The sequence below is a fragment of the Micromonospora sp. ATLC16 genome (genome assembly GCF_057196645.1).
In genome coordinates, this window is sequence record NZ_JBXUOW010000026.1 from 50,395 (window position 1) to 76,566 (window position 26,172).

A 26,172-nucleotide genomic window follows, 5' to 3' on the forward strand; every position below is an offset into this window, starting at 1 on the left:
ACACCCTGCTCATGCCGGTTGCGGGCCGGTACACGAACACGGCGGGCGGCGATCCACTGTCGGATCGCCGCCCGCCGCGACGTGCTGTGCCCGGTTGATGCGAGCCGGGACGGCCAGGTGGGACTCAGGTCACTTGAGGGTGACCTTGGCGCCCTCGCCCTCCAGCTTGGCCTTGGCCTTCTCAGCGGTCTCCTTGTTGGCCTTCTCCAGAACGGCCTTCGGAGCGGCCTCGACCAGGTCCTTGGCCTCCTTGAGGCCCAGGCCGGTCAGCTCACGCACGACCTTGATGACCTGGATCTTCTTGCCACCGTCGGCGTCGAGGATGACGTCGAACTCGTCCTTCTCCGGCTCGGCCTCGGCGGCAGCGCCACCGGCGGCCGGACCCGCCATCATCATCGCGGCCGGGGCGGCGGCGGTGACCTCGAAGGTCTCTTCGAACTGCTTCACGAACTCGGAGAGCTCGATCAGCGTCATCTCCTTGAACGCGTCGAGCAGCTCGTCGGTGCTGAGCTTCGCCATGTCTGGCGTCCTTTCCTCATGATTCGAACTGAAGAACGTGGTGTGCCGGCGCGGCCTCAGGCCGCCTCGGCGCCTTCCTTCTCGCGCTTGTCCTGCAGGGCGGCCGCCAGACGGGCGGTCTTCGACAGCGGGGCCTGGAACAGGGCCGCGGCCTTGCTCAGGTTGCCCTTCATCGCGCCGGCCAGCTTGGCCAGCAGCACCTCGCGGGACTCCAGGTCGGCGAGCTTCGTGACCTCGGCCGCGGAAATGGCCTTGCCCTCGAAGACGCCGCCCTTGATGACGAGCTTCGGGTTGGCCTTCGCGAAGTCGCGAAGGCCCTTCGCCGCCTCGACGACGTCCCCCGAAACGAAAGTCAGCGCGGTAGGACCGGTGAACAGCTCGTCGAGGCCGGAGATGCCCGCGTCCGCCGCGGCACGCTTGGCCAGCGTGTTCTTGGCAACCGTGTAGCTGGTCTCCTTGCCGAGCGAGCGCCGCAGCTGGGTGAGCTGGGAGACCGTCAGACCGCGGTACTCGGTCAGCACGGTGGCACCCGCGCTCCGGAAGCTCTCGGTCAGCTCTGCGACGGCCGTGGACTTGTCGGCCCGGATCGGCTTGTCCGCCATGTCCCTCCTCTCTCGTTGCTCGAGGCTGGTCACCGTCGCAGGCGAGCACCTGTGACGGGGCGGAGGTGTCGCGGCAACAGAAAAGCCCCGGCGCAGGGCGCACGGGGCGAGGACGGCGGAATCATCTGGTCGGCGGACCAACGGATGCTGCCGGTATCGCTTGCCGCCCTACGCGGGTCGCCCGTCTTCGCGGGACCTTCGACCGTGCCGAGGCACGGTGACCAGCGGTCTCTGGGTGGAACTTCACCGACAAGGCTACGCGACACCCGCGGTGACCACCAAATCGTCCCCGGTGCGTCCCCACGGTGCGGGCGGGTGGGAGCGGCGAGCGTCACCCGGCCAGCGGTCGAGCCCCGCTCGGCCACGCCCACAGGCCCTAGGCGCGCCGGCCGCGGAGCCGGGCGTAGCCGGTCAGCGCCACCGCCGCCCAGGCCAGTGCCCACCCCGTCAGCAGCAGCGCGGTCGACCCGGGCAGCGGGCCGACCAGCGCCCTGGCGGTCGATAGCAGCGGAGGCGCCAGCCACGGCGCGACCGACCCCGACAAGCCGAGCACCAGTGCGCCGACCGCACCGAGAGTGAGCACCGCCACACCGTAGCCGGCACTGCGGGTGATCACCCGGCTGGCCAGCGCGCCCAGCGCCACGGCCGCCGGCAGGGCGAGCAGATGCGCCCACAGACCGAGCGCCACCCCTGCGGCGATCGACCGGTGACCAGGTGCGGTCGGACCGGTCACCCCGCCGACCAACCAGGGGATGACCAGGGCGATCACGACCATGGCGAGGCCGGCCACCACCGCGGCGATCAGGCCGGCTGCCCGCTCCCGCGCCGAGCCGACCGCGATCAGGGCCAGCCGGCGCTGCACGTCCGGCTCCACGTCCAGCAGGATCTTCGTCTGCCAGGCCAGCACCGGAAAGAGCACCACGGCCGACACACCGTAGGCCTCCGCGGGCTGGGCCCGACCTCCGCCGTAGAGGATGCCGAGGGTGAGCAGGCCGGCCAGGACCGGGGCCAGCGCCCGCCCGGTGCGCAGGAAGCCGGCGAGCCGGAATCGCACCAGCGCGGTCACCGGGCCACCTCGGACGACGCGCCCGGCCCCGGCCGCGTGGCGTCGGGCGGTGCGCCCTGGCCGCGTACCCGGAGCACGTGATGGCCCTCGGTACGTAGACGGGCGACGGTCGCCGGCAACTGCCCGACCGGAACCTCCAGCTCGACCACCGCGACCGCCGCCGCATCCGACGGGGCCCGCTCGACGACTGCCCCGTCGGCCACCAACCACTCCCGCGCGCCGGGCAGCCGGACAGTCTCCCCGCGATGGTCGCTGACCAGCACCGACCCGCCGTCGGCAAGCACCTCGTCGACCACCTGTGGCACCAGGTCACGCGCTGCGGCGTCCAGGCCCTCCCAGGGCTCGTCGAGGACGAGCAGGCCGGGCGGACGCAGCACGGCCTGGGCCAGGCCGACCTTCTGGGCGGTGCCCTTCGACAGCTGCGCCAGCCGGACCGTGCGGAACGGGCCGAGGCCGAGTCGGTCGACCCAGCGTCGCACCGTCCGCTCCGTCGTGGCCGGGGACAGGCCGGCGATCCGGGCCATCGCGGCGAGATAGCCGTCGACCGTGAACGGCTGCTCGGCCGGGAAGCGCTCCGGTACCCAGCCCACGACCGCCGGCCGGTCGAGCACCCGCCCCCGGGACGGCCGCAGGACTCCGGCGGCGAGCTGGAGCAGCGTCGACTTGCCGGCCCCGTTGCGGCCCCGTAGAACCACCGCCTCGCCCGCCGCCACGCGCACGGTCACCTGTCGCAGCACCCACGGACCGCGCCGGTGGTACCGCAGCCCGACGTCCTCCAGCCACATGCCGCGAGCCTGCCACACCGGACAGACGAGCGCGGCCCCGCCACTGGTGGGGGGGCCGCGTCGGTGCGTCGTGCTCAGCTGTCGGCCGAGCCCTCCTGCAGGTTCTTCACCACGTTCGGGTCGATCGGTACGCCCGGTCCCATCGTGGTGGTGAGGGTGACCTTCTTGAGGTACTTGCCCTTCGCGGCCGACGGCTTGGCCCGCAGCACCTCGTCGAGGACGGCCGCGTAGTTGTCGACCAGCTGGGCCTCGGAGAACGAGGCCTTACCGATGATCAGGTGCAGGTTCGAGTGCTTGTCCACCCGGAAGGTGATCTTCCCGCCCTTGATGTCCGCCACCGCCTTGGTGACGTCCATGGTCACCGTGCCGGTCTTCGGGTTCGGCATCAGACCGCGCGGGCCCAGGATCCGCGCGATCCGGCCGATCTTGGCCATCTGGTCGGGCGTGGCGATCGCCGCGTCGAAGTCCAGCCAACCGCCCTGGATCCGGGCGACCAGCTCGTCGGTGCCCACCTCGTCGGCACCGGCGGCGACGGCCTCCTCGGCCTTCGCGCCGGCAGCGAAGACGATCACGCGGGCGGTCTTACCGGTGCCGTGCGGCAGGTTGACCGTGCCGCGGACCATCTGGTCCGCCTTGCGGGGGTCGACGCCGAGGCGCATCGCGACCTCGACCGTGGCGTCGAACTTGGCGGCGGTGGTCTCCTTGGCCAGCTTGACGGCTTCGACGGGGGTGTAGAGCTTGGACCGGTCAATGACCTCGGCGGCCTTGCGGTAGCTCTTGCTGCGCTGCATTTCTGTCTGCTCCTGTGGTCTCTGGCGGGCCGCGGTACTCGCGCGCCCTCCCACGATCCGTACGGGTCGGTGGTGGCCGACGTCAGTCGGTGACGTTCAGACCCATCGACCGGGCGGTGCCGGCGATGATCTTCTCAGCCTGGTCGAGGTCGTTGGCGTTGAGGTCGGCCATCTTCTTCTCGGCGATCTCGCGCAGCTGGGCGCGGGTTACCGAACCGACCTTCTGCGTGTGCGGGACACCCGAGCCCTTCTGCACACCGGCAGCCTTGATCAGCAGCCGGGCGGCGGGCGGGGTCTTCAGCACGAAGGTGAAGGACCGGTCCTCGTACACGCTGATCTCGGCGGGAACGATGTCGCCCCGCTGCGACTCGGTCTGCGCGTTGTACGACTTGCAGAACTCCATGATATTCACGCCGTGCTGACCGAGCGCGGGACCGACCGGCGGCGCCGGAGTCGCCTGGCCCGCCGGCAGCTGAAGCGTGAACGTCTTGACGAGCTTCTTCTTCGGAGGCATGTCTCTTCCTGGGGCTTGGAACTGGGAAAAAGGTTCACACGACACCGCCGTCGGGGCGCGCACGGTCAGCGCGCATGCGACGGCGGCGACGTTCTAGGGTAGCGCAGACCTGGATCCCGGCGACCACAGAGGTGGGCCGGTCAAGTGAACCAGACGAACGACGACAACCGGCGGCGGTCGCCCGCCGCCGGAGGCCGCCAGCTCAGATCTTGGCGACCTGGTTGAAGTTCAGCTCCACCGGCGTCTCCCGGCCGAAGATCGACACCAGCACCTTGAGCTTCTGCTGGTCGGCGTTGATCTCGCTGATCGTCGCCGGCAGGGAGGCGAAGGCACCGTCGGTCACCGTCACCGAGTCACCGACCTCGAAGTCGAGGACCTTGATCTCCGGCTTGGCCTTCTTCTGCTCGGTCTCGACGGCAGGTGCCAGCCACTTGAGCACCTCGTCGAGGCTCAGCGGCGCCGGCCGGTCGGCCCGGTCCGTGGCACCGACGAAACCGGTGACCCCGGGGGTGTTGCGTACGCAGGAGTAGGACTCCGCGGTCAGCTCCATCCGGACGAGGATGTAGCCGGGAAAAACCTTGGCCTGTACCTGGGCACGCTTGCCGTTCTTGACCTCGACCTCTTCCCGGGTCGGCACCTCGACCTGGTAGATGTAGTCCTCCATATCGAGGGACGTGATCCGGGTCTCGAGGTTGGTCTTGACCTTGTTCTCGTAACCGGCGTACGAGTGCACCACGTACCAGTCGCCCGGTGCGTAGCGCAGCTTCTGCCGCAGCTCCGCGACCGGGTCGAAGTCCTCCTCGGGAGCGGGCTCGGTCATGGCGAACTCCGACTCGTTGGCGGCCTCGACCGACTCGTCACCAGCCGCCGTCGCCACCGTGGACTGCTCGTCCGGGGTCGCGGCGGTCTCGTCGTACTCAGGCACGCTTGCTCACTTCCGTCACTATCGCACGTTCAGCCGGTCAGCTGGGGTTGCCGAAGACCCACAACACGCCCTTGGCGAAGCCGTAGTCCAGGACAGCCACGATCGTCAGCATCACCGTGACGAACGCGATCACCACCGTCGTGTAGGTCAGCAGTTCCTTGCGGGTCGGCCAGATGACCTTACGCAGTTCGGCCACGACCTCGCGGATGAAACGCGCGATGCGGCCAAACAGGCCCACCTTGTCGGCGTCGGTACGCGTCCTGCGACCGTCGGCGGAATCCGCCCTGGCCCGCGAACGGGTGGCGGTGCCACCCCGCGAAACCGGCTCGTCCGCGTCGGTGGCGTCGTCCTCGGCGCTGTCGTTGACGACCTCGTCGTTCAGGCGCTCGTCGTCGGCGTCCTCGCCGCGCCGCTTGTTGTCGGCCACTTCGCCCTCCGTCGCGGGATGTCGGTGTCGCACGCGGTGCACGTGCGCGGCGCTTGGTCACGCCAGCCGGACCAACCGTCCCGGGACGGGCCGCGGCCGGCGGATCAACCGGAAGGCCCGATGCCTCGGAACCTCCCCGCCGATGCCACCACCACGGGCCGGACGCCACCAGACGGCGGCGGGACCCACGGAACGGTCAGGCCTGAGGCGCAGGGGTGACAGGACTTGAACCTGCAGCCTGCGGTTTTGGAGACCGCTGCTCTGCCAATTGAGCTACACCCCTGTGTGGCAACGCTCGCCCCGCCCGGTCACAACGTCACACGACCAGGCAGGGGTCACTTACCCCACGGCGGACCAGTGTACGGGTACCGACCCGACTTTCCCAACCGGTCTACCCGACGCGCCGTGCGGTGCCGGTCAGCCCGCCGTACGCACGGTGGCCCGCGCCTGCGAGAGCACCTTCTCACCGAGACAGGTGGCGGTGACGTCCAGCCTGGTCAGACCCGCGTCGGTCACCTCACGAACCACTGCGGTCACCACGATCTCGGTGCCGGAGTCGTCGTCGGGGACCACCACCGGACGGGTGAACCGCACGCCAAGGTCGACCACTGCGTCGGACGAGCCGGCCCAGGTGGTGACCGCCCGACCGACGAGCGCCATGGTGAACATGCCGTGGGCGATCACACCTGGCAGACCCACCTTGGTGGCAAACCGGTCGCTCCAGTGGATCGGGTTGAAGTCGCCGGAGGCACCTGCGTAACGAACCAGGTCCGCCCGGGTCACCCGGAACGTCTGGGTGGGCAGTTCCACGTCAGGCCTCCCCGCGTACGACGAGCTTGGACCAGACCGCGACCACCGGCTCGCCGGCGGTCGTGCTGACGTCGGTCCGGGTGGTCAGAAACTCGTGGCCGCCCCGGCTGGTGATCTCCTCGACTGCGTTGACGCAGACCAGCTCGTCGCCGGCCACCACCGGCCGGGTGTACGCGAACCGCTGGTCGCCGTGAACCACCCGGCTGTAGTCGATGCCGAGCGCCGGGTCCTCGATCAGCTGGCGGCTGGCCGCCATGGTGATCACCACCGGGAACGTCGGCGGCGCGACCACGTCGGGGTGGCCCAGCGCGCGGGCGGCCTCCGGATCGTGGTGAGCGGGATCGGTGGCGCCGATCGCCGTCGCGAACTCGCGGATCTTCTCACGGCCCACCTGATAGGGGGCGGTCGGCGGATAGCTCCGACCGACGAAGGACTGGTCCAGGGGCATGCCGCGAACCTACACGCAAAGCACAATCGCCGATCCGACCGGTCGGCGTCGGCTCAGCCGCGCCGTCCGTACGGACCGGCGATCAGGATGCGTGCGGCACCGGGCCGATCGGCCCGGGCAGGTTCAGCGCGTTTCGCGGTGCAGGGTGTGCCGCCCGTCCCGGGGGCAGAACTTCTTCAGCTCGATGCGGTCCGGGTCGTTACGGCGGTTCTTGCGCGTGATGTAGTTGCGCTCCTTGCACTCCACACACGCCAAAGTGATCTTCGGCCGGACATCGGTCGCCTTCGCCACGGCGGAGTGCCTTCCTCGATAACGGATACAACTACGGCGCTACAGCGTACGCCCCACCTGGGCGGACACACAAAGCGGGCGCCTGTGGCGCCCGTCCCACCGACCACCGGAGATCCTCCGGGGCGGACGAGAGTAGCGGTGGCCGGACTTGAACCGGCGACACAGCGATTATGAGCCGCTTGCTCTGCCATCTGAGCTACACCGCCGCGGTGGGCCCAGCCGGACCCTCTGAGCCCCCTTACGGAATCGAACCGTAGACCTTCTCCTTACCATGGAGACGCTCTGCCGACTGAGCTAAGGGGGCCTGCGCGATCACCCGGTGCCCGCGCAGAGGTAAGAGTACACGGCCCGATCGTACTGGTGAAATCGGATCCCCAGGCACGCCGTACGCCCAGCTCAGGGCACCACACGCAGTCTCGGAAGCTCGCTGCTGGAGATCGACTCCGGATCGATCTGGGCGCCGAACCACGCCTCCAGGCGCTCGTACGGCAGCGGACGGCTGAACAGGAACCCCTGACCGACCTCGCAGCCAATGTCCTGGAGCAGTTCCAGGGTCAGCTCGCTCTCCACGCCCTCGGCCACCACGGTGAGACCGAACTGCTGGGACAGGGTGACGACGGCGTTGACGATGGCCAAGTCCCCCGGGTCGGTGGCCATTCCCTGCACGAAGGAGTGATCGACCTTCACCTCGTGCACCGGCAGGCGACGCAGGTGGGCCAGCGAGGAGCTGCCGGTGCCGAAGTCGTCCACGGAGAGCCGTACGCCCAGGTCTCGCAGGCGGCGCAGGGTCGGGATCGGGCGCTCGGTGCCGTCCAGCACGCCGGCTTCCGGAATCTCCAGGGTCAGCAGCTGCGCCGGAATGTCGTACTCCTCCAGCAACTCCCGCACCTGCTCCGGGAAGTGCTGGTCGGTGAGCGTACGCGCGGAGAGATTGACCGCGACGGCGAGCGACTGACCGCCGTGTGCCCAGTCCCGGCTGTGCCGCAGCCCCTCCCGGAGCACGAACTCGGTGAGCCGGCCGAGCTGGCCGGTGTGCTCGGCCACGGCGACGAAATCCGCCGGGGTGACCGAACCGTGCGTCGGATGCTCCCAGCGGGCCAGGCACTCCACCCCGATGAGCCGGCGGTCCCGCAGCGTCACCTTGGGCTGGTAGTAGACCTCCAGCTCGCCGTTGTCGAGGGCGCTGCGCAGGTCTCCGGCGAGACCTAGCCGGTGCAGCGACCGCGACTCCAGAGCTGGCGTGTACAGCTGCACGCTACCGGGGACCGACTTGGCCGCCGTCGCGGCCACGTCCACCCGCTGCAGCAGGGTCGCCGGGGCGTCGCCGTGATCCGGGTGTACGACCACCCCGACCGCGGTGTCCACGTCCAGCGTGAGCGAGTCGAAGACCATCTCGTCGCGGATCTGTTCCCGCAACTGGCCGGCAAGCTCTACCGCGGCGTCGGCGTTCTCCAGCCGCAGGGTCACCAGGAACTCATCACCACCGGCCCGCCCGACCAACGCGGCCGACGGCGCACAACCACGCAGCCGATCGGCGACCTCAACCAGGACCTTGTCGCCCGCCGCGTGGCCGAGCGCCTCGTTCACCTGACGCAGCCGATCGACGTCGAAGAGCAGCAGCGCGACCACCTCGCCGGGCGCCCGGATCCGGACCGCCTCGGCCAGCGCGCCGAGGATGCGCCGGCGGTTGGGCAGCTTCGTCAGCGCGTCGTGGTACGCGTCGTGCCGCAGCCGGTCGACCAGGCGGGAATTCTCCAGCGCGACCGCGGCGTGGGCGGCGACCGTTTCGAAGACTGGGATGTCGGGGCCGCGGAAGAAGTTGGTGTCGCCGAGCCGGTTCGCCACCTCCAGGGTGCCGATGACCGCCTTGCCGGACCGCAGTGGCACCACGATCACATCCTTGACCGCCGTCGGCCTCAGCACCCCGCGGAACTCCGGATCCTCCCCGAGACGGTGACTCACCGCCACTGTCTTCTGACGCACCAGAGCGGCATCGCGCAGGGCCGTCAGGCTGGGCGTGGAGTCCAGCAACCCCGGCTTGCCCTCCTGAGCGGTCAGTAACACCTCCGGGTGACGTCCTTGGGCGGGTAGCCACAGGGTGGAGTACTCCGCCTGCATCAGACTCCGGATCCGGACCAGCAAGACGTCTATGAGGTTTCCGTCCGACCCGCTCTCGCTGATCGCCTTGGTGAGCTCGTACATCTCGGTGAGGGTGCGGTGCTGACGGAGGAACTGCGCATACGAGCCGTAGACCAGAGCAAACGCCATGGCCAGCCCCGCGAAGAGCAGGATGGCCCAGGGGGTGCTCTCCACGGCGATGATGACCAGCAGGCCGATACAGAGGTTGACCACGCCAGCGAGCAGCACCGACGGGGCAGCGCGGATCACCGCCTGCCCCGTCGGCCAGCCCTCCACGACGGTGAACACGGCCGCCATGGCCCCGAGGACGAACACGATGTGAGTGGTGATAGCAGCCAGCAGGACGGCCCAGGTGGCCGGTCCCACACCAGCCGGCTGCGGCAGAACGCAATAGACGACGGTGGCCAGAGACGTCGCGGCGGCGGCGAGAGCGACATTGAACCAGAACTTGGCCGGCAGCAGCCGCCGTCGCATCTGCACCACGAGTGTGGCCACCGTCGATGCCACCACCACCGACAGCGGCGGAAGCAGGTGCAATGCGACCACCAGGGGAATCTCGGTGAAGAGAATGCCCAGGGCCTGACGGCGCACCACGATGTTGATCGTGGGCATGGCGGCGGCGATCATCGCCCCCGTGAGAAGCAGCGTAAGCGGCAGGTCGCCAAGAGCGGATTCGGCCGTCAACCCGAGCAGCAGGGAGACGACGATCGCGCAGAGCGCCAACGGACCTGTGATGAACCAGGCGTGTTCCGTCTGTCGACGAGGAGAACTCAGACGGGACGTCATGGGTCTCCTCGCGACATCAGCTCAGCGACTGCCGGCGGTTGTTACAGCGCGACGGCCACCCGTTAACGCACCACTGAGTTCAGTGTCGGCATCTGCCAGTCAACTCCGTTCGTCCTGAGATCGCCCTCCGCAGCGGCACTTGCCACGACAGTCAGGCCAAGGACCAGAGTGAGGGAGCCGAGCAGCCGGCCCAAGCGTTGAGCAGACATCATGTGCTCCTGATGGGGTGATGGGAGGATGTGTTGAAGGCCCTCCGATGGTGCCACAGCCGGTCGGTCGCTGGAAAGTTGACAGAGCCGATGACCATCCGGTTGTCGACGCGCACGACACGTCCGGACCAACCGGCCACGCATCTGCGCAGGTCAGGAAGGCCTGACCTGCGACGGCCGAGTAAGAAGAGGCCAACCGCCCAATAGCTCCGCTAGCTGGGCGATGCGGATCTTGCGGACAACCGACCGATCCAACGAACACTATGGACATTCACATCAACTCGGACGGCATCGCGAGCCTCCGGGCCAGCGCGGCAGCGCCTCCCCTGGCCGCTCCGCGAGCCGATCTCAGCGGACGTCCCCCCGGCTGCCAGAGTAGGCCGGATACACCAAGCCAGCCACCCCCATGAATGTCTGACCGGCCGCCCCGGACCTCTCAGTGTCAGCGGGTCGCAGCCGGACCCGCCGCGACCTACCGGTTGGTGTCCAACTCCGACGCGCACCCCCGGAGAGACGGACCAGATATCGATGCCAGAACAAGAACCGCTCGCCGGCCCTCAGGATGCCGCTGCCCTGTGGAGCGTCGACTCGGCGAGCCGCCGTTCAGCCAGTTGCGGATGTGCCGCCGACCCCGCCGACGTGACCGAGGCCGCCCCGTGCCGCAGGTCCTACGAACGAGCGGCGAGGCAACCTGCGATGCGCTGGCCTTCCCGCTGCGACCGTCGTCGCGTCAGGTAACACCACGGACCGACGCCCGGCGGATACGATGCTCCGCCGGCCGTTGCAGCCCCTAAACCCGGGCCTGCTCACCGGGGGCCGGATTGGCAGCTCAACGAGAACGGCCCCCGAGCAGCATCTCTGCTGGTCAAGGGCCGTGTCTGCACCTGGTGGCGGGTAGAGGATTCGAACCTCTGTAGCTTTCGCGACGGATTTACAGTCCGCTCCCATTGGCCGCTCGGGCAACCCGCCAGGGCGTGCCACCGCACCGTGGCGCGGCGGCGGAAGCAAGAATAGCGGCTCCACCCGTTGCCGCCGCAAGCGGGTACCGTCAGGGGGTCGTACCCCTGGGCAACCAGGGCTAAAGGATCACAAAACAGCCGGACAGCAGGAGCATGAGTATGGCAGCGAACCCGTCGTTCGACATCGTGAGCAAGGTCGATCGCCAGGAGGTCGACAACGCCCTCCGGCAGGCGGACAAGGAGCTCGGGACGCGGTTCGACTTTCGGGGCACGGGTGCCGAGATCTCCTGGTCGGGTGAGGAGGCGATCAGCCTCCAGGCGGAGACCGAGGAGCGGGTCCGGGCCGCGTTGGACGTGTTCAAGGAGAAGCTGGTCAAACGGAACATCTCGCTGAAGTCGCTGGACGCGGGTGATCCTCGCCCCTCGGGCAAGGTTTTCAAGCTTGATGCCAAGGTCATCCAGGGCATCGACCAGGACAAGGCGAAGGCGATCAGCAAGAAGATCCGCGACGAGGGCCCCAAGGGCGTGCAGGCCCAGATCCAGGGCGACCAGCTGCGTGTCACCGGCAAGAAGCGGGACGACCTTCAGGCGGTCATCGCGCTGCTCAAGGCCGAGGACTTCGGCGTGGCCCTCCAGTTCACCAACTACCGCTGAGTCGTCTCGAACCGGCCGCGTCGTTCCGTCGCCGCCAGCGACTGTAGCGCTCCGCAGCCTCGATGAGTTGACCAAATCGCTGAGGTTGCGCTGCCACGTGTCCGGCGTGCTTCTTCAGAGAGCGGTCCGGGTTCAGTACGCACGCCGGTGGCGCAGCCAGAGATACGGCACGGGTTGGCCCCGGTTCCACTGATCCGCCTCGTCCGACGGCACCGGTTCGAAGCCGGCGGCGGTGTAACACCGCAGCGCCGGAGCGTTGTCGGGGTGCAGTCGCATCAGCACCGTCGGATGGTGATCCTGCGCCAGGTTGGTGAGCAGGGTGACCATCCGACGGCCCAGGCCCCGACCGCGCAGCGCCGGGGCCACGATGAGGCGGGCCAACTCCACCTCGGCCTCGTCGTCGTCGAGCCACAGCTCGCCGTAGCCGGCCGGTTCTCCGTCGAGGAGGGCGAGGTACGCGAGCACGTCGGGCTCGGTTCCCCAGCGCCTGACGTGCTCCGCTGTCACTCGGTCATGGGAGCACCAGCGGCGACTTTCCTCGGCCGAGGTCGCCCAGCTCGCCACGACTGCTGGATGGGTCGCGCCCACCGCGGTCAGCTCCACGACTCACCTCCTCGGCACGCGAGGCTACCGCCCGCCCGTGGTCGGGAGAACCTCCGCGGCCGGCCCAGCCCGACTGACCGTGCAGGCCGGGCGTCGAGATCCGGGTCAACGGGCGAAGATCAGCAGTAGGACGACCGTCAGGATCGCGCTGACCAGGATCGAGCCCAGACAGCCGATTCGGTTGGAGAAGAAGAGGAACATCCGGGTGCCGTACCCATCATGGCGCGGGTCAGGCCACGGCGGGCTGCTCGGCCCGGACGGCGGTGGCCTCCGCGCGGGCGATGGGGCCGGCCGGCAGCGCGGCGACCGCCGCTCCGACGGCGATCAGGGCCAACGGGTGGGCGATCGCGGTGCCGAACAGCACCGGGGTGGGACCGATCCGGTCAGGACAGCAAGGTCGGCCGCACGACCGCTCCTGGTACCCGGGATGCCGCAGTCTGCTCTCTCGGGCCGCCTCCAAACGGCCGACATACCGCAACTTGCGCGGCCTTCCACGGGCGGGACGGGTCGGGCGGCGGGCGCGCGCCGGACCAGACGGCGCGGATCAGGTGTCGGTGCTGGGGTCAGCGCGGGTCAGCGCGGGAAGCGCACGGGACCCGTCTGACTCGCCAACTGCTCCAGCCGGGCGACCCGCTGCTCCATCGGCGGGTGGGTGGCGAAGAGCGCGGCCACCCCGCCACCCCGGAACGGGTTGGCGATCATGAGGTGCGCGGTGCTGGTGAGCTGCCCCTCGGCCGGCAACAGCCGCCGCTGGGCGCCCATGTGGATCTTGCGCAGGGCGCTGGCCAGCGCCAGCGGGTCCCCGGTCAGTTCGGTGCCGGAGGCGTCCGCCTGGAATTCGCGGCTCCGGCTGATCGCCAGCTGGATGACGGTGGCCGCGATCGGCCCCAGGATGACGCAGACGGCCGCGTTCTACGGGTTGCGCCCGGTGGCGAACGCGTTGGGCTGGGCGGTCGGGCTCACGTAGAGCCGGGGCATGGGCTGTCGGGCCTCGGCGGCCAACTCGCGGACCATGTGGTACAGCTCGGGGGAACTGTGCCTCACTGACCGGTTGCGCCCGCATCGAGCGAAGTGCCGGCTTGTCGGAGTAGAAGTACGTGACGCCGGCGTCAGCTCCCGGCGAGATCGAGCACGACCTGCGGCGCGAAGCCGATGACCAGAGCGACCACGGTCGCCACCGCCAGCGCCGCAGCCACCGCGCGGGCGGGCCGGGCGGCGGGGCCGGTGACGTCCCCGGGCGGGGCGTAGAGCAGCGCGGCGGCCCGCAGGTAGTAGGCCAGGCCGATGACCGCGTTCACCGCCACCACCAGGGCGAGCCAGCCGGCGTCGCCGCCGAGCAGGGACCGGACCACCGTCACCTTGGCGAACAGCCCGGCCAGGCCGGGTGGCAGGCCGGCGAGGCCGATCAGCGCGAACGCCAGCCCGGCACCGACCCAGGGGTGTCGCCGTGCCGCACCGCGCAGGTCGTCGAGACTGCCGCCGTCCGCGCCGGCCGGGCGCAGGGCCACCACGCCGGCGAAGGCGGCCAGTTCCAGCAGCACGAAGAAGACGGCGTACGCCAGAGCGGCGGCGTACGCGGCGGTGCGGGCGTCCGCGTCGACGGTCAGGGCCAGCGCCCCGAGCGGGGCGAGAATATAGCCGGCCTGGGCCACCGAGGACCAGGCGAGCAGTCGCACCGTACGCCGCTGGCGCAGTGCCACCAGGTTGCCGACGGTCATAGTCAGCGCGGCGACCACCGCCAGCACCGGCCCGGTCACCTCCGGCGGCAGCGCGTGCCGTACCACCGCCAGCAGCGCGATCACCCCGCCGAGCTTGGACGCGGTCGACAGGTACGCGGCCACCGGCAGTGGTGCCCCGTCGTAGGTGGCCGGCGCCCAGGCGTGGAACGGCACCGCCGCCACCTTGAATGCCAGTCCGGCCACCACCAGCGTCACCGCGACCGTGGTCAACGGCAGGTCGAGCAGCGCGTCGTCGGCGAGGAGGGTGCCCAGCCGTTCCAGGTGCAGCCCACCGGTGACCGCGTAGAGCAGCGCGGCACCGAGCAGGGTCAGCGTGGTGGCGACCACGCTGACCACGAAGAAGGTGACCGCCGCCTCGGCGCTGGCCAGGCTGCCCCGGCGTAGGCCGACCAGCACGTACAGCGGCAGGGTGAGCACCTCCACCGCCACGATCAGGGTGATCAGGTCGCCGGCCGCACCGAGCACCACGCCACCGGTCATCGAGCAGGCGAGCAGGAAGCAGTACTCCCCCGCCGGGGTGTTCCCGGCTCGCAGCAGTGGCCCGGACAACGCCAGCACCCCGAGGACGAGCAACGCGACCAGTGCCCCGACCAGGGCGGCCCGGCCGCCGAAGACGTACGAGCAGTCGGGGCCGACGCAGAACGTGCGTCGCTCGGCCCCCGAGCCGACCGCCGCCGCGCCGACCGTCGTGGCGACCGCTCCGGTGACCGCCGTGGCGACGGTGGCCGGGGGCCGGGCCGCCAGCAGGTCCACCAGCAACACCAGCACCGCCGTGCCGGCGGCCAGGTACGCCGGCAGCAGCGCCACGTGGTCGACGGCCTGCACGAGACTCGACTCGCTCATCGCACCACCACTCCCATCAGGGCCTCGACCGGAGCTTCGGCGACGCCCAGCACCAGCGTCGGGGCCAGCCCGACGGCCAGCGCGAGCAGGACCAGTGGCGCCCAGGCGACCAGTTCGGCCCCGGCCAGCTTGGGTCCGAGCGCGGCGACCGCCGGGCTGGGCTCGCCGTGGGTCACCCGCCGCAACAGCCGCAGCAGGTACGCCGCCGTCAGTGCCCCGCCGATCGCGGCCAGCACCGCCAGCGTGGTCCACAGCCCACCACCGGACTCGACGGCGGCGACCACGGCGAACGCCTCGCCCCAGAAGCCGGCCAGCCCGGGCAGTCCCAGCGAGGCGACCGCCGCGAACGCGAGCAGCCCGGACAGGCGCGGGGCGGTCTCCCGCAGCCCGGACAGCTCGGTGAGCGCGCCGGTGTGGGTACGGTCCTTGATCGCGCCGGCCAGGAAGAACAGCAGCCCGGTGATGATGCCGTGGGCGACGTTGCCGATCAGCGCCGCCTGGATGCCGGTGGCGGTCAGGGTGGCGACTCCCAGCAGGACGAAGCCCATGTGCCCGACGCTTGAGTACGCGATCAGCCGCTTCAACTCGGTCTGCGCCAGGCAGACCAGCGAGCCGATCAGGATGGCGGCGACGGCGAGCACACCGAGCACCGGCGCCGCCCACCGGGCGCCCTCGGGGGCCACCCCGACGGCGACCCGGATCAGGCCGTAGGTGCCCATCTTGAGCAGCACCCCGGCGAGCAGCACGCTGCCGACGGTGGGTGCCTGGGTGTGCGCGTCGGGCAGCCACGAGTGCAGCGGCCACAGCGGACTCTTCACCGCGAAGGCCAACGCGAGCAGGGTGAAGGCGGCGAGCTGCGTGGTGCGGGACAGCTCGGTGCCGCCGGTCAGCGCCACGATGTCGGCGGTGCCGGCGGCGGACACCACGACGTACACGCCGACCAGCAGCAGCACCGAACCGAACAGGGTGTAGAGGGCGAACTTCCGCCCGGCCCGCCGCCGCGCGTCAAGCGACACCGGGTCGGTGCCGTCGCCGCCCCAGCCGACGATGATCGCGTACATCGGCAGCAGGACGACCTCGAAGAAGAGGAAGAACAACACCAGGTCGAGGGCGAGGAAGGTGCCGAGGATGCCGACCTCGACGACCAGCAGCAGCGCCACCAGGGCCCGGCCGTCGCCTCCACCCGGCACCCGCCAGAGGCTGTAGCCGCAGCACAGCAGGGTGAGCAGGGCGGTGAGCACCACCAGCGGCCAGGAGATGCCGTCCACGCCCAGATGGAAGCGTAGGTCCAGCCCCGGCACCCAGGGCAGGTCGACCGCGTGCCAGGGACGCACCGCCGGGGCGGTCGTCGGGTAGGCCGTCCGGCCCGGGCTCCGGCCGGCGACCAGCGCCACCGCCGCGACCAGCGTCAGGGTGGCGGCGATCGTGCCCACCAGCCGGGCGGCCCGGTCGCGTGGGGTGGCCGCCACCGCCAGCGCGCCGAGTGCCGGCACCGCGAGTACCGCGAGCAGCAAAAAGTCCCCGGACGTCATGCCATCACCCCGGTCCGCGGCCCCGATCGATCCCGCTCGTTGTCGCAGCCGTGCGGTGCCACCGGGCCGGTGCGGACGGTTCGCTCGCTCATGCGGCGGCTCCGATCAGGGCGGCGGCCAGGCCGATCAGCAGCGCGCCGGCCAGGATCGCGGCGGCGGCCCGGGGCAGCGCCGCGCGGTGCAGGACGCCGAGCCCGCCACCGAGGGCATCGGCGGCGCGTCCGGTGCCGGTGACCGCGCCGTCCACCACCCGCTCGTCGGCGGTACGCGCCGCCCGCGCCATGGCGGTGGTCGGGCGTACGACCAGGGTGTGCTGCACGTCGTCGAGCCGGAACGCGCGGGCGAAGACCGGCCGCAGCGGACCGAGCGCCGCCACCGGATCGGCACCGCCGCCCCGCCGCCAGCCCGCCCACGCCGTTCCGGCACCGATCACGAGCAGCGCCAGCGGCAGCAACACGGTCGGGGTGAGGTGGATCAGCCCGTCCGGCGGCAGCAGATCCGACCCGGCGTCGGGAGCGGCCGGCGGGGTGGCCTGCAGTTGGCGGGAGAACCAGCCGGGAAAGCCGGCCAGGCCGAGCAGGGCCGCCGGTACGGCCAACGCCAGCACCGGCAAGCGGAGCACCGCCGGCGGGTCGTGCGGCGGGTGGGCCGCTGCCTGCGAGCCTGCCGCCCCGTGCCGAGCAGCGGCGTCCGGGCCGTGCCCGGCAAGGGCCTGCGGGGCGCGGGGTGGGCCGAAGAAGGTGCCCAGCAGCAGCCGGGTGGCGTACCAGGCGGTGACGGCGACACCGACCAGCCCGGCGAGCCAGACCAGCCAGCCCAGCCAGGCCGGTGCCGGTCCGTCGCCGTGCAGGGCAGCCTGCTCGGCGGCGGCGAGCACGCCTTCCTTGCTCCAGAAGCCGGAGAGCGGCGGTACGCCGGCCAGCGCGCCGAGCCCGACCAGCGTGCACCAGAAGGTCACCGGCATGCTGCTCCGCAGCCCCCCCATCCGGGACATCAGCGTGGTGCCGACCGCGTGGATCACCGCACCGGCGGCGAGGAACAGCAGTGCCTTGAACGCCGCATGGGTGAGCAGGTGGAACAGCGCGGCCGGTGGGGAGCCGACGGCGAGCGCGCCGGTCATGTAGCCGATCTGCGAGACCGTCGACCAGGCGAGCACCCGCTTGATGTCGTCCTGCGCGGTGGCGGCCAGCGCGCCGAGCAGCAGGGTCACCGAGGCCATCACGCCGAGCACGACAAGCGCGGTCGGGGTGGCCGCGAAGAGCGGCCACAGCCGGGTGACCGCGTACACGCCGGCGGCGACCATGGTCGCGGCGTGGATCAGCGCGGAGATCGGGGTCGGGCCGGCCATCGCGTCGGGCAGCCAGGTGTGCAGCGGGAACTGGGCGCTCTTGCCGGCCACCCCGGCGAGCAGCAGCAGGCAGGCCGCGGTGAGCGTGGCGGCGCCGTGGTCGTGGGCGAGCACGTCGGCGATCCGGAAGCTGCCCGCCGAGACGCCGAGCAGGGCGATGCCGAGCAGGAAGCCGACGTCACCGACCCGGGTGACCAGGAACGCCTTCATCGCGGCGGCCGGCGCCTCGGGCAGTCGCCGGTCGTGGGCGATGAGCAGGTACGAGCAGAGCCCCATCACCTCCCAGCCGACCAGCAGCAGGATCAGGTCCCCGGAGACCACCACCAGCAGCATCGCGGCGGTGAAGAGGCTCACCTGCGCCGCGTACGGCGGGTAACGGTGCTCCGGCTCCTCCGGTGGTCCCTGCCGCAGGTAGCCGGTCGAGTAGATCTGCACGGCCAGGGCGACCGTGGTGACCGCGACGGCGACCAGGGCGGCGGCGCCGTCGAGGCGTACCCCGAGCGTGACGGTGAGCCCGCCCACCTCGATCCAGGTGGTCGACGACTCGGCCGGGCCGTCCAGGGTGACCAGCAGGGCCACCGCCAGGCCGAGCGCGCCGGCCGCGCCAGCGATGCCGAGGGTGACGGCCACCCGGCGGGCCGTCGCCTCGCCGATGGCCGTGCCCCGCGGCGACGCTGGCAGCAACAGCCCGGCCAGGCCGGCGAGCAGCGGTACGGCCGGCAGCAGCGCGCCCAGCAGCGTCGTGGTGTTCACCGCTGGCCCCCCGGCTCGTCACCGGGGCGGTAGGGACCGGCCGGGCCAGCAGCGATCGGGTCGGCTCCGGTGGGGGCGACCGGGCCGGCAGCGACCGGCACGGGCTCGTCGGCCAGACGCTCGGCCAGGGGGATCTCGTCGACCGTGACGCTGGCCCGCATGCGGTAGAGCTGGAGGACGATCGCCAGGCCCACCCCGATCTCGGCGGCGGCCAGCACGATCACGAAGAGCGCGAAGACCTGCCCGCCGTGCGGCAGCACCGCCTTCGCCGTGGTGTCGGCGGTGACCAGGATCAGGTTCACCGCGTTGAGCATCAACTCGACGGCCATCAGCACCAGCACCGCGTTGCGCCGCCGCAGCACGCCGTATGCGCCGAGGCCGAACAGGAGCGCGGCGGTGACGTACGGGATGACGGGTCTCACCGCGACCGCCCCCGATCACCCGGCGCGGCGTCCCTGCTGGCGCCGATGTCGGGACGGGACAGCACGATGGCGCCGACGAGCGCCGAGAGCAGCAGCACCGACAGCACCTCGAAGGGCAGCACCCAACTGCCGAAGACCTGCTCACCGAGACGCTCGGCGGTGCCCGCCTCGGGCAGGTCCACGGTCGTCCACCGGTACGCGTCGACAAGCAACGCCGCCAGCCCGAGCCCCACCCCACCGCCGACAAGCGCGGCTGGCCAGCCCGGGCGGTCCAGATCGTCCGAGGCGCCGATCGGCGCGCGGGTCAGCATCACCGCGAACAGCAGCAGCACCACCACCGCGCCCACGTAGATCAGCACCTGCACCCAGGCGACCAGCTCGGCGGCGAGTACCAGGTACGTGCCGGCCACCGCGCCGAGGCAGACCACCAGGTAGAGACCCGCCCGGACCAGGTGCCGGGTCGCCACCACCAGCACCGCCGAGCCGACCGCCACCGCGCCGAGGGCGAGCAGCAGCGCGTCCACCCCGGTCACGCGGGCGTACCTTCGTCGGCGGCGCGGGGTGGTGCGGGGCGTACCGCCGCTGTGCTCGGGCGGGCGGCGGGCGAGCCCGGGACGGCGGCCTTGCGCGCGGCGGCGGTCTCCTCCTTGGCCGGCTCGCCGTTCGGGTCGTGGGCCGGGGGTGGCGGCACCGTGGCCATCCACTCGCCCAGGTGCTCCTTGTCGTGCAGCAGGTCCTTGATGTCGTACTCGGCGTACTCGAACTCCGGCGACCAGTAGAGGGCGTCGAAGGGGCAGACCTCGATGCAGATGCCGCAGTACATGCAGAGCGAGAAGTCGATGTCGAACCGGTCGAGCACGTTGCGCTGCCGGGCGCGGGCGGCCCCCGGCACCGCCACCTCCTCCTTGTGCGAGTCGATGTAGATGCACCAGTCCGGACACTCGCGGGCACAGAGCATGCAGACCGTGCAGTTCTCCTCCAGCAGCGCGATCACCCCGCGCGAGCGGGGCGGCAGCTCCGGAGCGACGTCCGGGTACTGCGCCGTGGTGGAACGTTTCGTCATCGTCTTCAACGTGACGGCGAGCCCCTTGACCAAGCCGCTGCCGGGCAGGCCGGTCGCCTCGCTTTGCTCGCGCTCGCTCATGCCGAACATCCTGCCCTGTGACCACGGCGCGCGCGACCACCCCCCGGAGGTAGCCGGTAGCACCCGTGGCCACGGGGAGAACGACACGCCGGAAAGGGCCCGTCGACGACCGCCGCGCTGCACGACGACAAGCCGGCGCCGGGCGAGTGGACGACGGACGCCCTCGACCGCCTGCCCGCCGCCCGGTCACCGGGCCGGTCGGATGAAGATCCGCCATGATGGGGGTGCGGACGAGACGGGCACACCCCTGGGGGCGACATGGGCGAGGACGGTAAGGGCACCGGCGGCAGGTACGTCGAGCCGGGTGAGTTCAAGCGGGACCAGAACTACATCACCACCCGGATCACCGCCGACGGCGAGGACGGCTATCCGGTCGAGCCGGGTCGCTACCGGTTGGTGGTCAGCCGCGCCTGCCCGTGGGCAAACCGGTTGATCATCGTGCGGCGACTGCTGGGCCTGGAAGACGCCATCTCGATGGGCGTCGCCGGTCCGACACACGACAAGCGGAGCTGGACGTTCGATCTCGACCCGGACGGGCGGGACCCGGTGCTCGGCATCGAGCGCATCCAGGATGCCTACTTCGCGCGCTATCCGGACTATCCCCGGGGCATCACCGTGCCAGCCATCGTGGACGTGCCCACCGGTCAGGTGGTGACCAACGACTACGCCCAGATGAGCCTGGACCTGTCCACCGAATGGACCGCGTACCACCGCCCGGGTGCGCCGCAGTTGTACCCGGAACACCTGCGTGGCGAGATCGACGAGGTCAACGCGGTGGTGTTCGCCGACGTCAACAACGGCGTCTACCGGTGCGGCTTCGCCGGCAACCAGAAGGCGTACGAGCGGGCGTACCGGAGGCTGTTCGACCGGCTCGACTGGCTCAGTGAGCGACTCGCCGGGCAGCGTTACCTGGTCGGCGACACGATCACCGAGGCCGACGTACGGCTGTTCACCACGCTGGTCCGCTTCGACCCGGTCTACCACGGCCATTTCAAGTGCAACCGGCAGAAGCTCAGTGAGATGCCGGTGTTGTGGGCGTACGCCCGGGACCTGTTCACCACGCCCGGCTTCGGTGACACCATCGACTTCGACCACATCAAGCGGCACTACTACGAGGTGCACCGGGACATCAACCCGACCGGCGTGGTGCCGCTCGGCCCCGACCTGTCGAACTGGCTCACCCCGCACGACCGCGAGGCGCTCGGCGGCCGCCCCTTCGGCGAAGGCACCCCACCCGCATCCCCCACCTCCAGCGAACGGGTCGACCCCACCCACAACCCCCTCGGCTGAGCCCACCCCCACCCACCATCTTGTTGATCAAGAAGTTCGCGTCTCAGTCGGCTCGAATTCCGACGCGAACTTCTTGATCAACGGGACCGTCTCTGGGCGAGAGTCAGAGGGCGATGCGGATGGCGGCGGTCAGGACCAGCTGGGCCAGGGCGGCGGGGACCAGGACGAGCCAGCAGAGGCGTTGGAGCTGGTCCTCGCGGAGTCGGGGATAGGAAACCCGGAGCCAGATGATCACGAAGCTGACCGCGGCGACCTTGAGCAGGGTCCAGAGCCAACCGAGCTGCGCGTCGGCGAACGGGCCCTGCCAGCCGCCGAGGAACAGCACGGTGGTGAGCGCGGCGATCACGACGATGCCGACGTACTCGGCCAGCAGCAGGAAGGCGAAGCGCAGGCCGGTGTACTCGGTCAGATAGCCGAAGACCAGCTCCGAATCGGCGACCGGCATGTCGAACGGCGGCCGGCGGATCTCGGCCAGTCCGGCCACGAAGAAGACCACCATCGCCGGTGCCTGCCAGAGCAGCCACCACGGCTGCCACGCCTCGACGATGCCGGAGAGGCTGAGCGTTCCGGCGGCCATCGCCACCGACGCGGCGGCCAGCACCAGCGGCAACTCGTAGCCGAGCAGTTGTGCCGCACCACGCAGCCCACCGAGCAGGCTGTACTTGTTGGCCGAGGCCCAGGCCGACATGAGCACCGCCAGCACGCCCACCCCGACCACCGCCAGCACGAAGAACAGCCCGACGTCGAGCGGCTGCCCGACCAGGTCGTTCGGGCCGAGCGGGATCACCAGCAGGGCCAGCAGGTACGGCATCAGCGCCACCGCCGGCGCCAGCCGGAACACCGGCCGGTCGGCGGCGCGCGGGGTGACGTCCTCCTTCTGGACGAACTTCACCCCGTCGGCGATCAACTGTGCCCAGCCGTGGAACCCGCCCGCGTACATCGGGCCGAGCCGGCCCTGCATGTGCGCCATCACCTTGTGTTCCGCCTGCCCCACCAGCAGCGGCAGGACGAGGAAAGCGGCCAGCACCCCACCGATCCGGACAACCAGTTCCAGCCAGAGCGGCATCAGCCCCTACCTCCGTCATCCGGTGCCGGACCACCCTCGGATGCGGGCCCATCCTCGGCCGTCGGGCCGCCGGGACCCGGTCGGGGGGCCGCCGACTCCCCAGCGGAGCCGGCATTTCGAGGGGTACGCGGCCCGCGGGCACCCGGTGCCGGACGGGCCGGGCGCTCCCGGGCGGGACGGGCCGGGGTGCCGCCGCGCGGACCCTCCCCCACCCCACCGGCGCCGGCGGGGGTCGGCACGACCCCCCACTCGCCCGGCGCGGGCACGCCCGGAGGTCGGATCGGGCGGCGTCCACCGCCGGCCTCCGACTCGCCCGGCTCCTTCGCACCCGGCCAGGGCTTCGCCACCCGGGACGCCAGCACGAACTCCTTACGCAGCGGATGCCCCTCGAACTCCGGGGGCAGTAGCAGCGGGCGCAGATCCGCGTGCCCGGCGAAGTCGATGCCGAACATCTCGTGGGTCTCCCGCTCGTGCCACGCCGCACCCGGATAGACCGCCACCACGGAGTCGACCGTCGGTGTCTGGCGGGGCACCCGGGCGCGCAGCAGCACCCCGTGCCGGTGCACGGTGGACCAGAGGTGGGTCACCACGTCGAAACCGTCGACCAACTCGTCTACGGCCGACAACCAGTCGAAGTAGTCGAAGGCCAGCTCGGTGTCGTCGCGGGCGGCCAGCAGCGCGGCCCGCCAGGCGTGCGGGGGTACGTCGATGGTGGCCCGGGAATGGACCTCACCGCCGGAGACGGTCGCGGTGGCCTCGACGGGCGCAAGCAGCGCGACGAGCCGCTGGCCGATCTCTTCCGGTGTCATGTGGCTGATCCTAGGCCCTGTGGCCGGGGTCCTCGGCCGAGCCGATGCGGAGCCGGGCGGTGCCGACCAGCCGGCCGGGGGCACGCGGTCGGGTGACTCCCGCCCGCTTCGCCGACGCCGATCGTCGATGGCCACCAGGATGGGCCCGTGCGCGCTGTGACCGTCATCCCCGGAGTGCCCGGCTCGCTGCGGCTCCGCGACGACTACCCGGAACCGGCACCCGAGGAGGGTCCGATCCTGGTGGAGTCCCTCTCGGTGGGCGTCTGCGGGACCGACATCGAGATCATCGACGGGCACTACGGCGAGGCGCCGCCCGACACCGACCACCTGGTGCTCGGTCACGAGTCGCTGGGCCGGGTGCTGGAGGATCCGACCGGGACCCGGCAGCCCGGTGACCTGGTGGCCGGGATCGTCCGGCACCCCGATCCGATGCCCTGCCCGAACTGTGCGGTCGGCGAGTGGGACATGTGCCGCAACGGCCTGTTCACCGAGCACGGCATCAAGGCGCTGCCGGGTTTCGCCCGCGAGCGGTGGCGGTTGCAGCCCCGCTTCGCCGTGGGACTCGACCCGTCGCTGATCGAGGTGGGCATGCTGCTCGAACCGACAAGTGTGATGGTCAAGGCGTGGGACCACGTGGACCGGATCGGCCTGCGGGCGGGGTGGCAGCCCCGTACCGCGCTGATCACCGGTGCCGGGCCGATCGGCCTGCTCGCCGCGCTGCTGGCCAGCCAGCGGGGTCTCTCGGTGCACGTGCTCGATCTGGCCACCGAGGGTCCCAAGCCGGCGCTTGCCGGCGCGCTCGGTGCGACGTACCACTCCGGGGCGCTCGATCAGCTGGACCTCGAACCGGACGTCATCATCGAGTGCACGGGCGCGCCCGTGGTCGTGCTGCAGGCGATGTGCAAGGTCGGCCCCAACGGGATCGTCTGCCTGGCCGGGGTGTCCAGTGGCGGCCGGACGATCGACTTCGACGCGGGCGCGCTGAACCGGACCCTCGTGCTGGAGAACAACGTCGTATTCGGGTCGGTGAACGCCAACCGGCGCCACTGGGAGGCCGCCGCCGAGACCCTGTCCAAGGCCGACCCGGCCTGGCTCGCTTCGCTGATCACCCGTCGGGTACCGCTGGCCCGGTACGCCACCGCCTACTCACCCGGACCGCAGGACATCAAGGTGGTCCTCGACTTCACCGCCTGAACGCGCTGGGACGGAGCGGTCAGATGCCGGGCACCGGGACCGGATCCCCCGCGCGGCAGCACGGGCCCGGTCAGGCGGTCGGCGGGCGTACCGGCGGTGAGGTCAGGGAGGCCACGGAGCGGGTCGGCGCGCCGTCGCTGGGCGGCGCGTCGACCGGCGCGGCGAGCGGGTCGGCGCGGGGCACCCCGCCGAAGCCGGACTGCTCTGCGGCGATCTTCTCCTGCAGGCGGAGGATGCCGTGCAGCAGCGCCTCCGGCCGGGGCGGGCAGCCCGGCACGTAGACGTCGACCGGAATCAGCTGGTCGACCCCCTTGGTCACCGAGTACGAGTCCCAGTACGGGCCGCCGCAGTTCGAGCAGGCCCCGAACGAGATCACGTACTTCGGCTCGGGCATCTGGTCGTAGAGCCGCTTGATCGCCGGGGCCATCTTGTCGGTGACGGTGCCGGAAACCACCATCAGGTCGGCCTGCCGGGGGCCGTGCGCGAACGGGATCACACCGAGTCGCATGAAATCGTGGCGGGACATGCTGGTCGCGATGAACTCGATCGCGCAGCAGGCCAGCCCGAAGTTGAAGACCCAGAGCGAGTAGCGCCGGCCCCAGTTCAGCACGAACCGGATCGGCTCACCGAGCACCGCAGGCAGCTGCACCTCCGAGCCTCCCCTCGTATGTCCCCGATGTGACAGTCAACCACAGCACCACGGCTGCCAACCCACGCAACCTTCGTCCGCGTTCACGCGTGTGACCGATGTCGATCGCACGTAGGCACGGTGAACGGGGAGGACGGATGACACCCACTTCCGGTCGCTAACGCTCCAGCCAGCCGCGTACTGCGGCGACCTGGCGCAGGCGCAGGACCTGGTTCAGGAGGCGTTCTGCCGGGCGTACGCCCGCTGGTCCCGGGTGTCCCGGTACGACGATCCGGTGGGCTGGGTACGCCGAGTGGCCTGGAACCTCGCCACCAGCCGTTGGCGGCGGATGCGACGTACGCCTGGAACGGCACCCGTTTCGACCAGACCGCCGGGCCGGCGAAGTTCGGGATCGACCCCCGGCTGACTGATCTCACTCTGAGCGCGGGTGAGCTGGTGCTCGACCCACCTGACGCCGACGGCATCCGCACCGGTTCGGTGACCGTCACGATAACCAACAAGGGTCCGGTGGACGTGCCCCAGCTCGGTTTTGGCGACTTCCACACGATCGGTAAGCCGGCCGGAGGCGACCTGTCCGAGTGCCGGATGATCACGCCGGACGGCTCCGAAACCTGCCTGCTCGATGGCCTACCCGCCGGTGAGGAGCGGAGCTTGACCTTCCGGTTCCAGATCAATCGGGAGTTGGCCGGCGGTGCGCCGAGTCTGCGGGTGAAACACGTCGACGGACAGGATCGCGAGTGGAAGGACCTGAAGCCGGCTGACAACTCCGCCGATCTGCGCATGAGCAACTGACCGCAGTTCTGCGGGGGCCCGGGTCACCGGGCCGCCGCCGCACAGCCGGTGCAACCAGTTAGG

At 70.9% G+C, this 26,172-nt stretch carries 27 protein-coding genes, 4 tRNA genes and 2 pseudogenes; 5 read left to right on the top strand and 28 right to left on the bottom strand.

Annotation, left to right across the window (positions count from 1 at the left end; genetic code table 11):
• Nucleotides 1-129: 129 nt before the first annotated feature.
• The 16 genes from rplL to AC2CHE_RS13680 all read right to left on the bottom strand — a co-directional run bounded on the left by rplL (nucleotide 130) and on the right by AC2CHE_RS13680 (nucleotide 11,281).
• On the bottom strand, nucleotides 130-519 hold the full coding sequence (gene rplL, locus AC2CHE_RS13605; RefSeq protein WP_091570033.1) for a 50S ribosomal protein L7/L12: 390 nt from the start codon (nucleotides 517-519) through the stop codon (nucleotides 130-132).
• A 56-nt stretch (nucleotides 520-575) separates the two neighbouring features.
• Entirely contained in the window at nucleotides 576-1,121 is a 546-nt protein-coding gene (rplJ, locus tag AC2CHE_RS13610; protein WP_484505261.1) for a 50S ribosomal protein L10, read from the bottom strand.
• A 376-nt stretch (nucleotides 1,122-1,497) separates the two neighbouring features.
• Nucleotides 1,498-2,187, bottom strand: coding sequence for a hypothetical protein (locus AC2CHE_RS13615; protein ID WP_484505262.1), 690 nt, complete (start codon nucleotides 2,185-2,187; stop codon nucleotides 1,498-1,500).
• Complete coding sequence (locus AC2CHE_RS13620) at nucleotides 2,184-2,972, bottom strand: ABC transporter ATP-binding protein (protein ID WP_484505263.1); 789 nt, start codon at nucleotides 2,970-2,972, stop codon at nucleotides 2,184-2,186. The genes AC2CHE_RS13615 and AC2CHE_RS13620 overlap by 4 nt, the downstream gene beginning before the upstream one ends.
• 74 nt (nucleotides 2,973-3,046) lie before the next feature.
• Entirely contained in the window at nucleotides 3,047-3,763 is a 717-nt protein-coding gene (gene rplA / locus AC2CHE_RS13625) for a 50S ribosomal protein L1 (RefSeq protein ID WP_484505264.1), read from the bottom strand.
• A gap of 82 nt (nucleotides 3,764-3,845) precedes the next feature.
• Entirely contained in the window at nucleotides 3,846-4,277 is a 432-nt protein-coding gene (gene rplK, locus AC2CHE_RS13630) for a 50S ribosomal protein L11 (RefSeq protein ID WP_093403591.1), read from the bottom strand.
• A gap of 202 nt (nucleotides 4,278-4,479) precedes the next feature.
• Nucleotides 4,480-5,202, bottom strand: a complete 723-nt coding sequence (nusG, locus tag AC2CHE_RS13635; RefSeq protein WP_484505265.1) for a transcription termination/antitermination protein NusG — start codon at nucleotides 5,200-5,202, stop codon at nucleotides 4,480-4,482.
• A gap of 37 nt (nucleotides 5,203-5,239) precedes the next feature.
• Nucleotides 5,240-5,629: a preprotein translocase subunit SecE gene (gene secE, locus AC2CHE_RS13640; protein WP_484505266.1), complete on the bottom strand. Its 390-nt coding sequence runs from the start codon at nucleotides 5,627-5,629 to the stop codon at nucleotides 5,240-5,242.
• Between the two features lie 210 nt (nucleotides 5,630-5,839).
• Nucleotides 5,840-5,912: transfer RNA gene (locus AC2CHE_RS13645), tRNA-Trp, on the bottom strand.
• Between the two features lie 134 nt (nucleotides 5,913-6,046).
• A complete protein-coding gene (locus tag AC2CHE_RS13650) occupies nucleotides 6,047-6,439 on the bottom strand; it encodes a MaoC family dehydratase (protein WP_484505267.1) in 393 nt (130 codons plus the stop codon).
• A gap of 1 nt (nucleotide 6,440) precedes the next feature.
• A complete protein-coding gene (locus AC2CHE_RS13655) occupies nucleotides 6,441-6,887 on the bottom strand; it encodes an FAS1-like dehydratase domain-containing protein (RefSeq protein WP_484505268.1) in 447 nt (148 codons plus the stop codon).
• Nucleotides 6,888-7,010: 123 nt separating this feature from the next.
• On the bottom strand, nucleotides 7,011-7,178 hold the full coding sequence (rpmG, locus tag AC2CHE_RS13660; protein WP_093403583.1) for a 50S ribosomal protein L33: 168 nt from the start codon (nucleotides 7,176-7,178) through the stop codon (nucleotides 7,011-7,013).
• 133 nt (nucleotides 7,179-7,311) lie between these two features.
• A tRNA-Met gene (locus AC2CHE_RS13665) sits at nucleotides 7,312-7,384 on the bottom strand.
• A gap of 25 nt (nucleotides 7,385-7,409) precedes the next feature.
• Nucleotides 7,410-7,482 (bottom strand) — tRNA-Thr (locus tag AC2CHE_RS13670).
• Nucleotides 7,483-7,574: 92 nt separating this feature from the next.
• Complete coding sequence (locus AC2CHE_RS13675) at nucleotides 7,575-10,103, bottom strand: putative bifunctional diguanylate cyclase/phosphodiesterase (RefSeq protein ID WP_484505269.1); 2,529 nt, start codon at nucleotides 10,101-10,103, stop codon at nucleotides 7,575-7,577.
• A 1,094-nt stretch (nucleotides 10,104-11,197) separates the two neighbouring features.
• Nucleotides 11,198-11,281 (bottom strand) — tRNA-Tyr (locus AC2CHE_RS13680).
• Between the two features lie 149 nt (nucleotides 11,282-11,430).
• Here AC2CHE_RS13680 and AC2CHE_RS13685 point away from each other — a divergent pair.
• Nucleotides 11,431-11,925 carry a YajQ family cyclic di-GMP-binding protein gene (locus AC2CHE_RS13685; RefSeq protein ID WP_210936658.1) on the top strand — a complete coding sequence of 165 codons (495 nt, stop codon included), beginning with the start codon at nucleotides 11,431-11,433 and terminating at the stop codon, nucleotides 11,923-11,925.
• 132 nt (nucleotides 11,926-12,057) lie between these two features.
• Here the strand turns inward: AC2CHE_RS13685 and AC2CHE_RS13690 are convergent, their stop codons facing one another.
• The 9 genes and pseudogenes from AC2CHE_RS13690 to AC2CHE_RS13730 form a co-directional block, all read right to left on the bottom strand.
• A complete protein-coding gene (locus AC2CHE_RS13690; RefSeq protein WP_484505270.1) occupies nucleotides 12,058-12,528 on the bottom strand; it encodes a GNAT family N-acetyltransferase in 471 nt (156 codons plus the stop codon).
• Between the two features lie 229 nt (nucleotides 12,529-12,757).
• Nucleotides 12,758-12,892 carry a hypothetical protein gene (locus AC2CHE_RS13695; RefSeq protein ID WP_484505271.1) on the bottom strand — a complete coding sequence of 45 codons (135 nt, stop codon included), beginning with the start codon at nucleotides 12,890-12,892 and terminating at the stop codon, nucleotides 12,758-12,760.
• 209 nt (nucleotides 12,893-13,101) lie between these two features.
• Nucleotides 13,102-13,633: pseudogene (locus tag AC2CHE_RS13700) on the bottom strand (M48 family metalloprotease); the annotation flags it as partial.
• A gap of 4 nt (nucleotides 13,634-13,637) precedes the next feature.
• Nucleotides 13,638-15,110: an NADH-quinone oxidoreductase subunit N gene (locus tag AC2CHE_RS13705; RefSeq protein WP_484505272.1), complete on the bottom strand. Its 1,473-nt coding sequence runs from the start codon at nucleotides 15,108-15,110 to the stop codon at nucleotides 13,638-13,640.
• Nucleotides 15,107-16,642 carry a complex I subunit 4 family protein gene (locus tag AC2CHE_RS13710; protein ID WP_484505273.1) on the bottom strand — a complete coding sequence of 512 codons (1,536 nt, stop codon included), beginning with the start codon at nucleotides 16,640-16,642 and terminating at the stop codon, nucleotides 15,107-15,109. Before AC2CHE_RS13710 ends, AC2CHE_RS13705 begins: the two co-directional genes overlap by 4 nt.
• A gap of 88 nt (nucleotides 16,643-16,730) precedes the next feature.
• On the bottom strand, nucleotides 16,731-18,743 hold the full coding sequence (locus AC2CHE_RS13715) for an NADH-quinone oxidoreductase subunit 5 family protein (protein WP_484505274.1): 2,013 nt from the start codon (nucleotides 18,741-18,743) through the stop codon (nucleotides 16,731-16,733).
• The gene (gene nuoK / locus AC2CHE_RS13720; RefSeq protein WP_484505275.1) at nucleotides 18,740-19,165 is read right to left on the bottom strand and encodes an NADH-quinone oxidoreductase subunit NuoK; all 426 of its coding nucleotides are present in this window, start codon (nucleotides 19,163-19,165) and stop codon (nucleotides 18,740-18,742) included. Before nuoK ends, AC2CHE_RS13715 begins: the two co-directional genes overlap by 4 nt.
• Nucleotides 19,162-19,698 (bottom strand): NADH-quinone oxidoreductase subunit J family protein, encoded by a 537-nt coding sequence (locus tag AC2CHE_RS13725; protein WP_484505276.1) that lies wholly within the window; start codon nucleotides 19,696-19,698, stop codon nucleotides 19,162-19,164. The genes nuoK and AC2CHE_RS13725 overlap by 4 nt, the downstream gene beginning before the upstream one ends.
• A complete protein-coding gene (locus AC2CHE_RS13730; protein WP_484505277.1) occupies nucleotides 19,695-20,309 on the bottom strand; it encodes a NuoI/complex I 23 kDa subunit family protein in 615 nt (204 codons plus the stop codon). Before AC2CHE_RS13730 ends, AC2CHE_RS13725 begins: the two co-directional genes overlap by 4 nt.
• A 258-nt stretch (nucleotides 20,310-20,567) precedes the next feature.
• Between AC2CHE_RS13730 and AC2CHE_RS13735 the strand changes: the two genes are divergently transcribed.
• Entirely contained in the window at nucleotides 20,568-21,599 is a 1,032-nt protein-coding gene (locus AC2CHE_RS13735; RefSeq protein WP_484505278.1) for a glutathione S-transferase family protein, read from the top strand.
• Nucleotides 21,600-21,702: 103 nt separating this feature from the next.
• Here AC2CHE_RS13735 and AC2CHE_RS13740 read toward each other — a convergent pair whose 3' ends face one another.
• Nucleotides 21,703-22,665: a complex I subunit 1/NuoH family protein gene (locus AC2CHE_RS13740; RefSeq protein WP_484505279.1), complete on the bottom strand. Its 963-nt coding sequence runs from the start codon at nucleotides 22,663-22,665 to the stop codon at nucleotides 21,703-21,705.
• The gene (locus AC2CHE_RS13745; protein WP_484505280.1) at nucleotides 22,665-23,474 is read right to left on the bottom strand and encodes an NADH-quinone oxidoreductase subunit C; all 810 of its coding nucleotides are present in this window, start codon (nucleotides 23,472-23,474) and stop codon (nucleotides 22,665-22,667) included. The genes AC2CHE_RS13740 and AC2CHE_RS13745 overlap by 1 nt, the downstream gene beginning before the upstream one ends.
• Nucleotides 23,475-23,621: 147 nt before the next feature.
• Between AC2CHE_RS13745 and AC2CHE_RS13750 the strand changes: the two genes are divergently transcribed.
• Nucleotides 23,622-24,668, top strand: coding sequence for a glucose 1-dehydrogenase (locus tag AC2CHE_RS13750; RefSeq protein ID WP_484505281.1), 1,047 nt, complete (start codon nucleotides 23,622-23,624; stop codon nucleotides 24,666-24,668).
• A gap of 70 nt (nucleotides 24,669-24,738) precedes the next feature.
• On the opposite strand, the gene AC2CHE_RS13755 is transcribed toward AC2CHE_RS13750, so the two are convergent.
• Nucleotides 24,739-25,317, bottom strand: a complete 579-nt coding sequence (locus AC2CHE_RS13755) for an NADH-quinone oxidoreductase subunit B (RefSeq protein WP_484505282.1) — start codon at nucleotides 25,315-25,317, stop codon at nucleotides 24,739-24,741.
• A 145-nt stretch (nucleotides 25,318-25,462) separates the two neighbouring features.
• Here AC2CHE_RS13755 and AC2CHE_RS13760 point away from each other — a divergent pair.
• Nucleotides 25,463-25,651, top strand: a pseudogene (locus AC2CHE_RS13760) (sigma factor); the annotation flags it as partial.
• Complete coding sequence (locus AC2CHE_RS13765) at nucleotides 25,636-26,109, top strand: hypothetical protein (RefSeq protein ID WP_484505283.1); 474 nt, start codon at nucleotides 25,636-25,638, stop codon at nucleotides 26,107-26,109. The pseudogene AC2CHE_RS13760 and the gene AC2CHE_RS13765, both read left to right, overlap by 16 nt.
• Nucleotides 26,110-26,172: the final 63 nt, after the last annotated feature.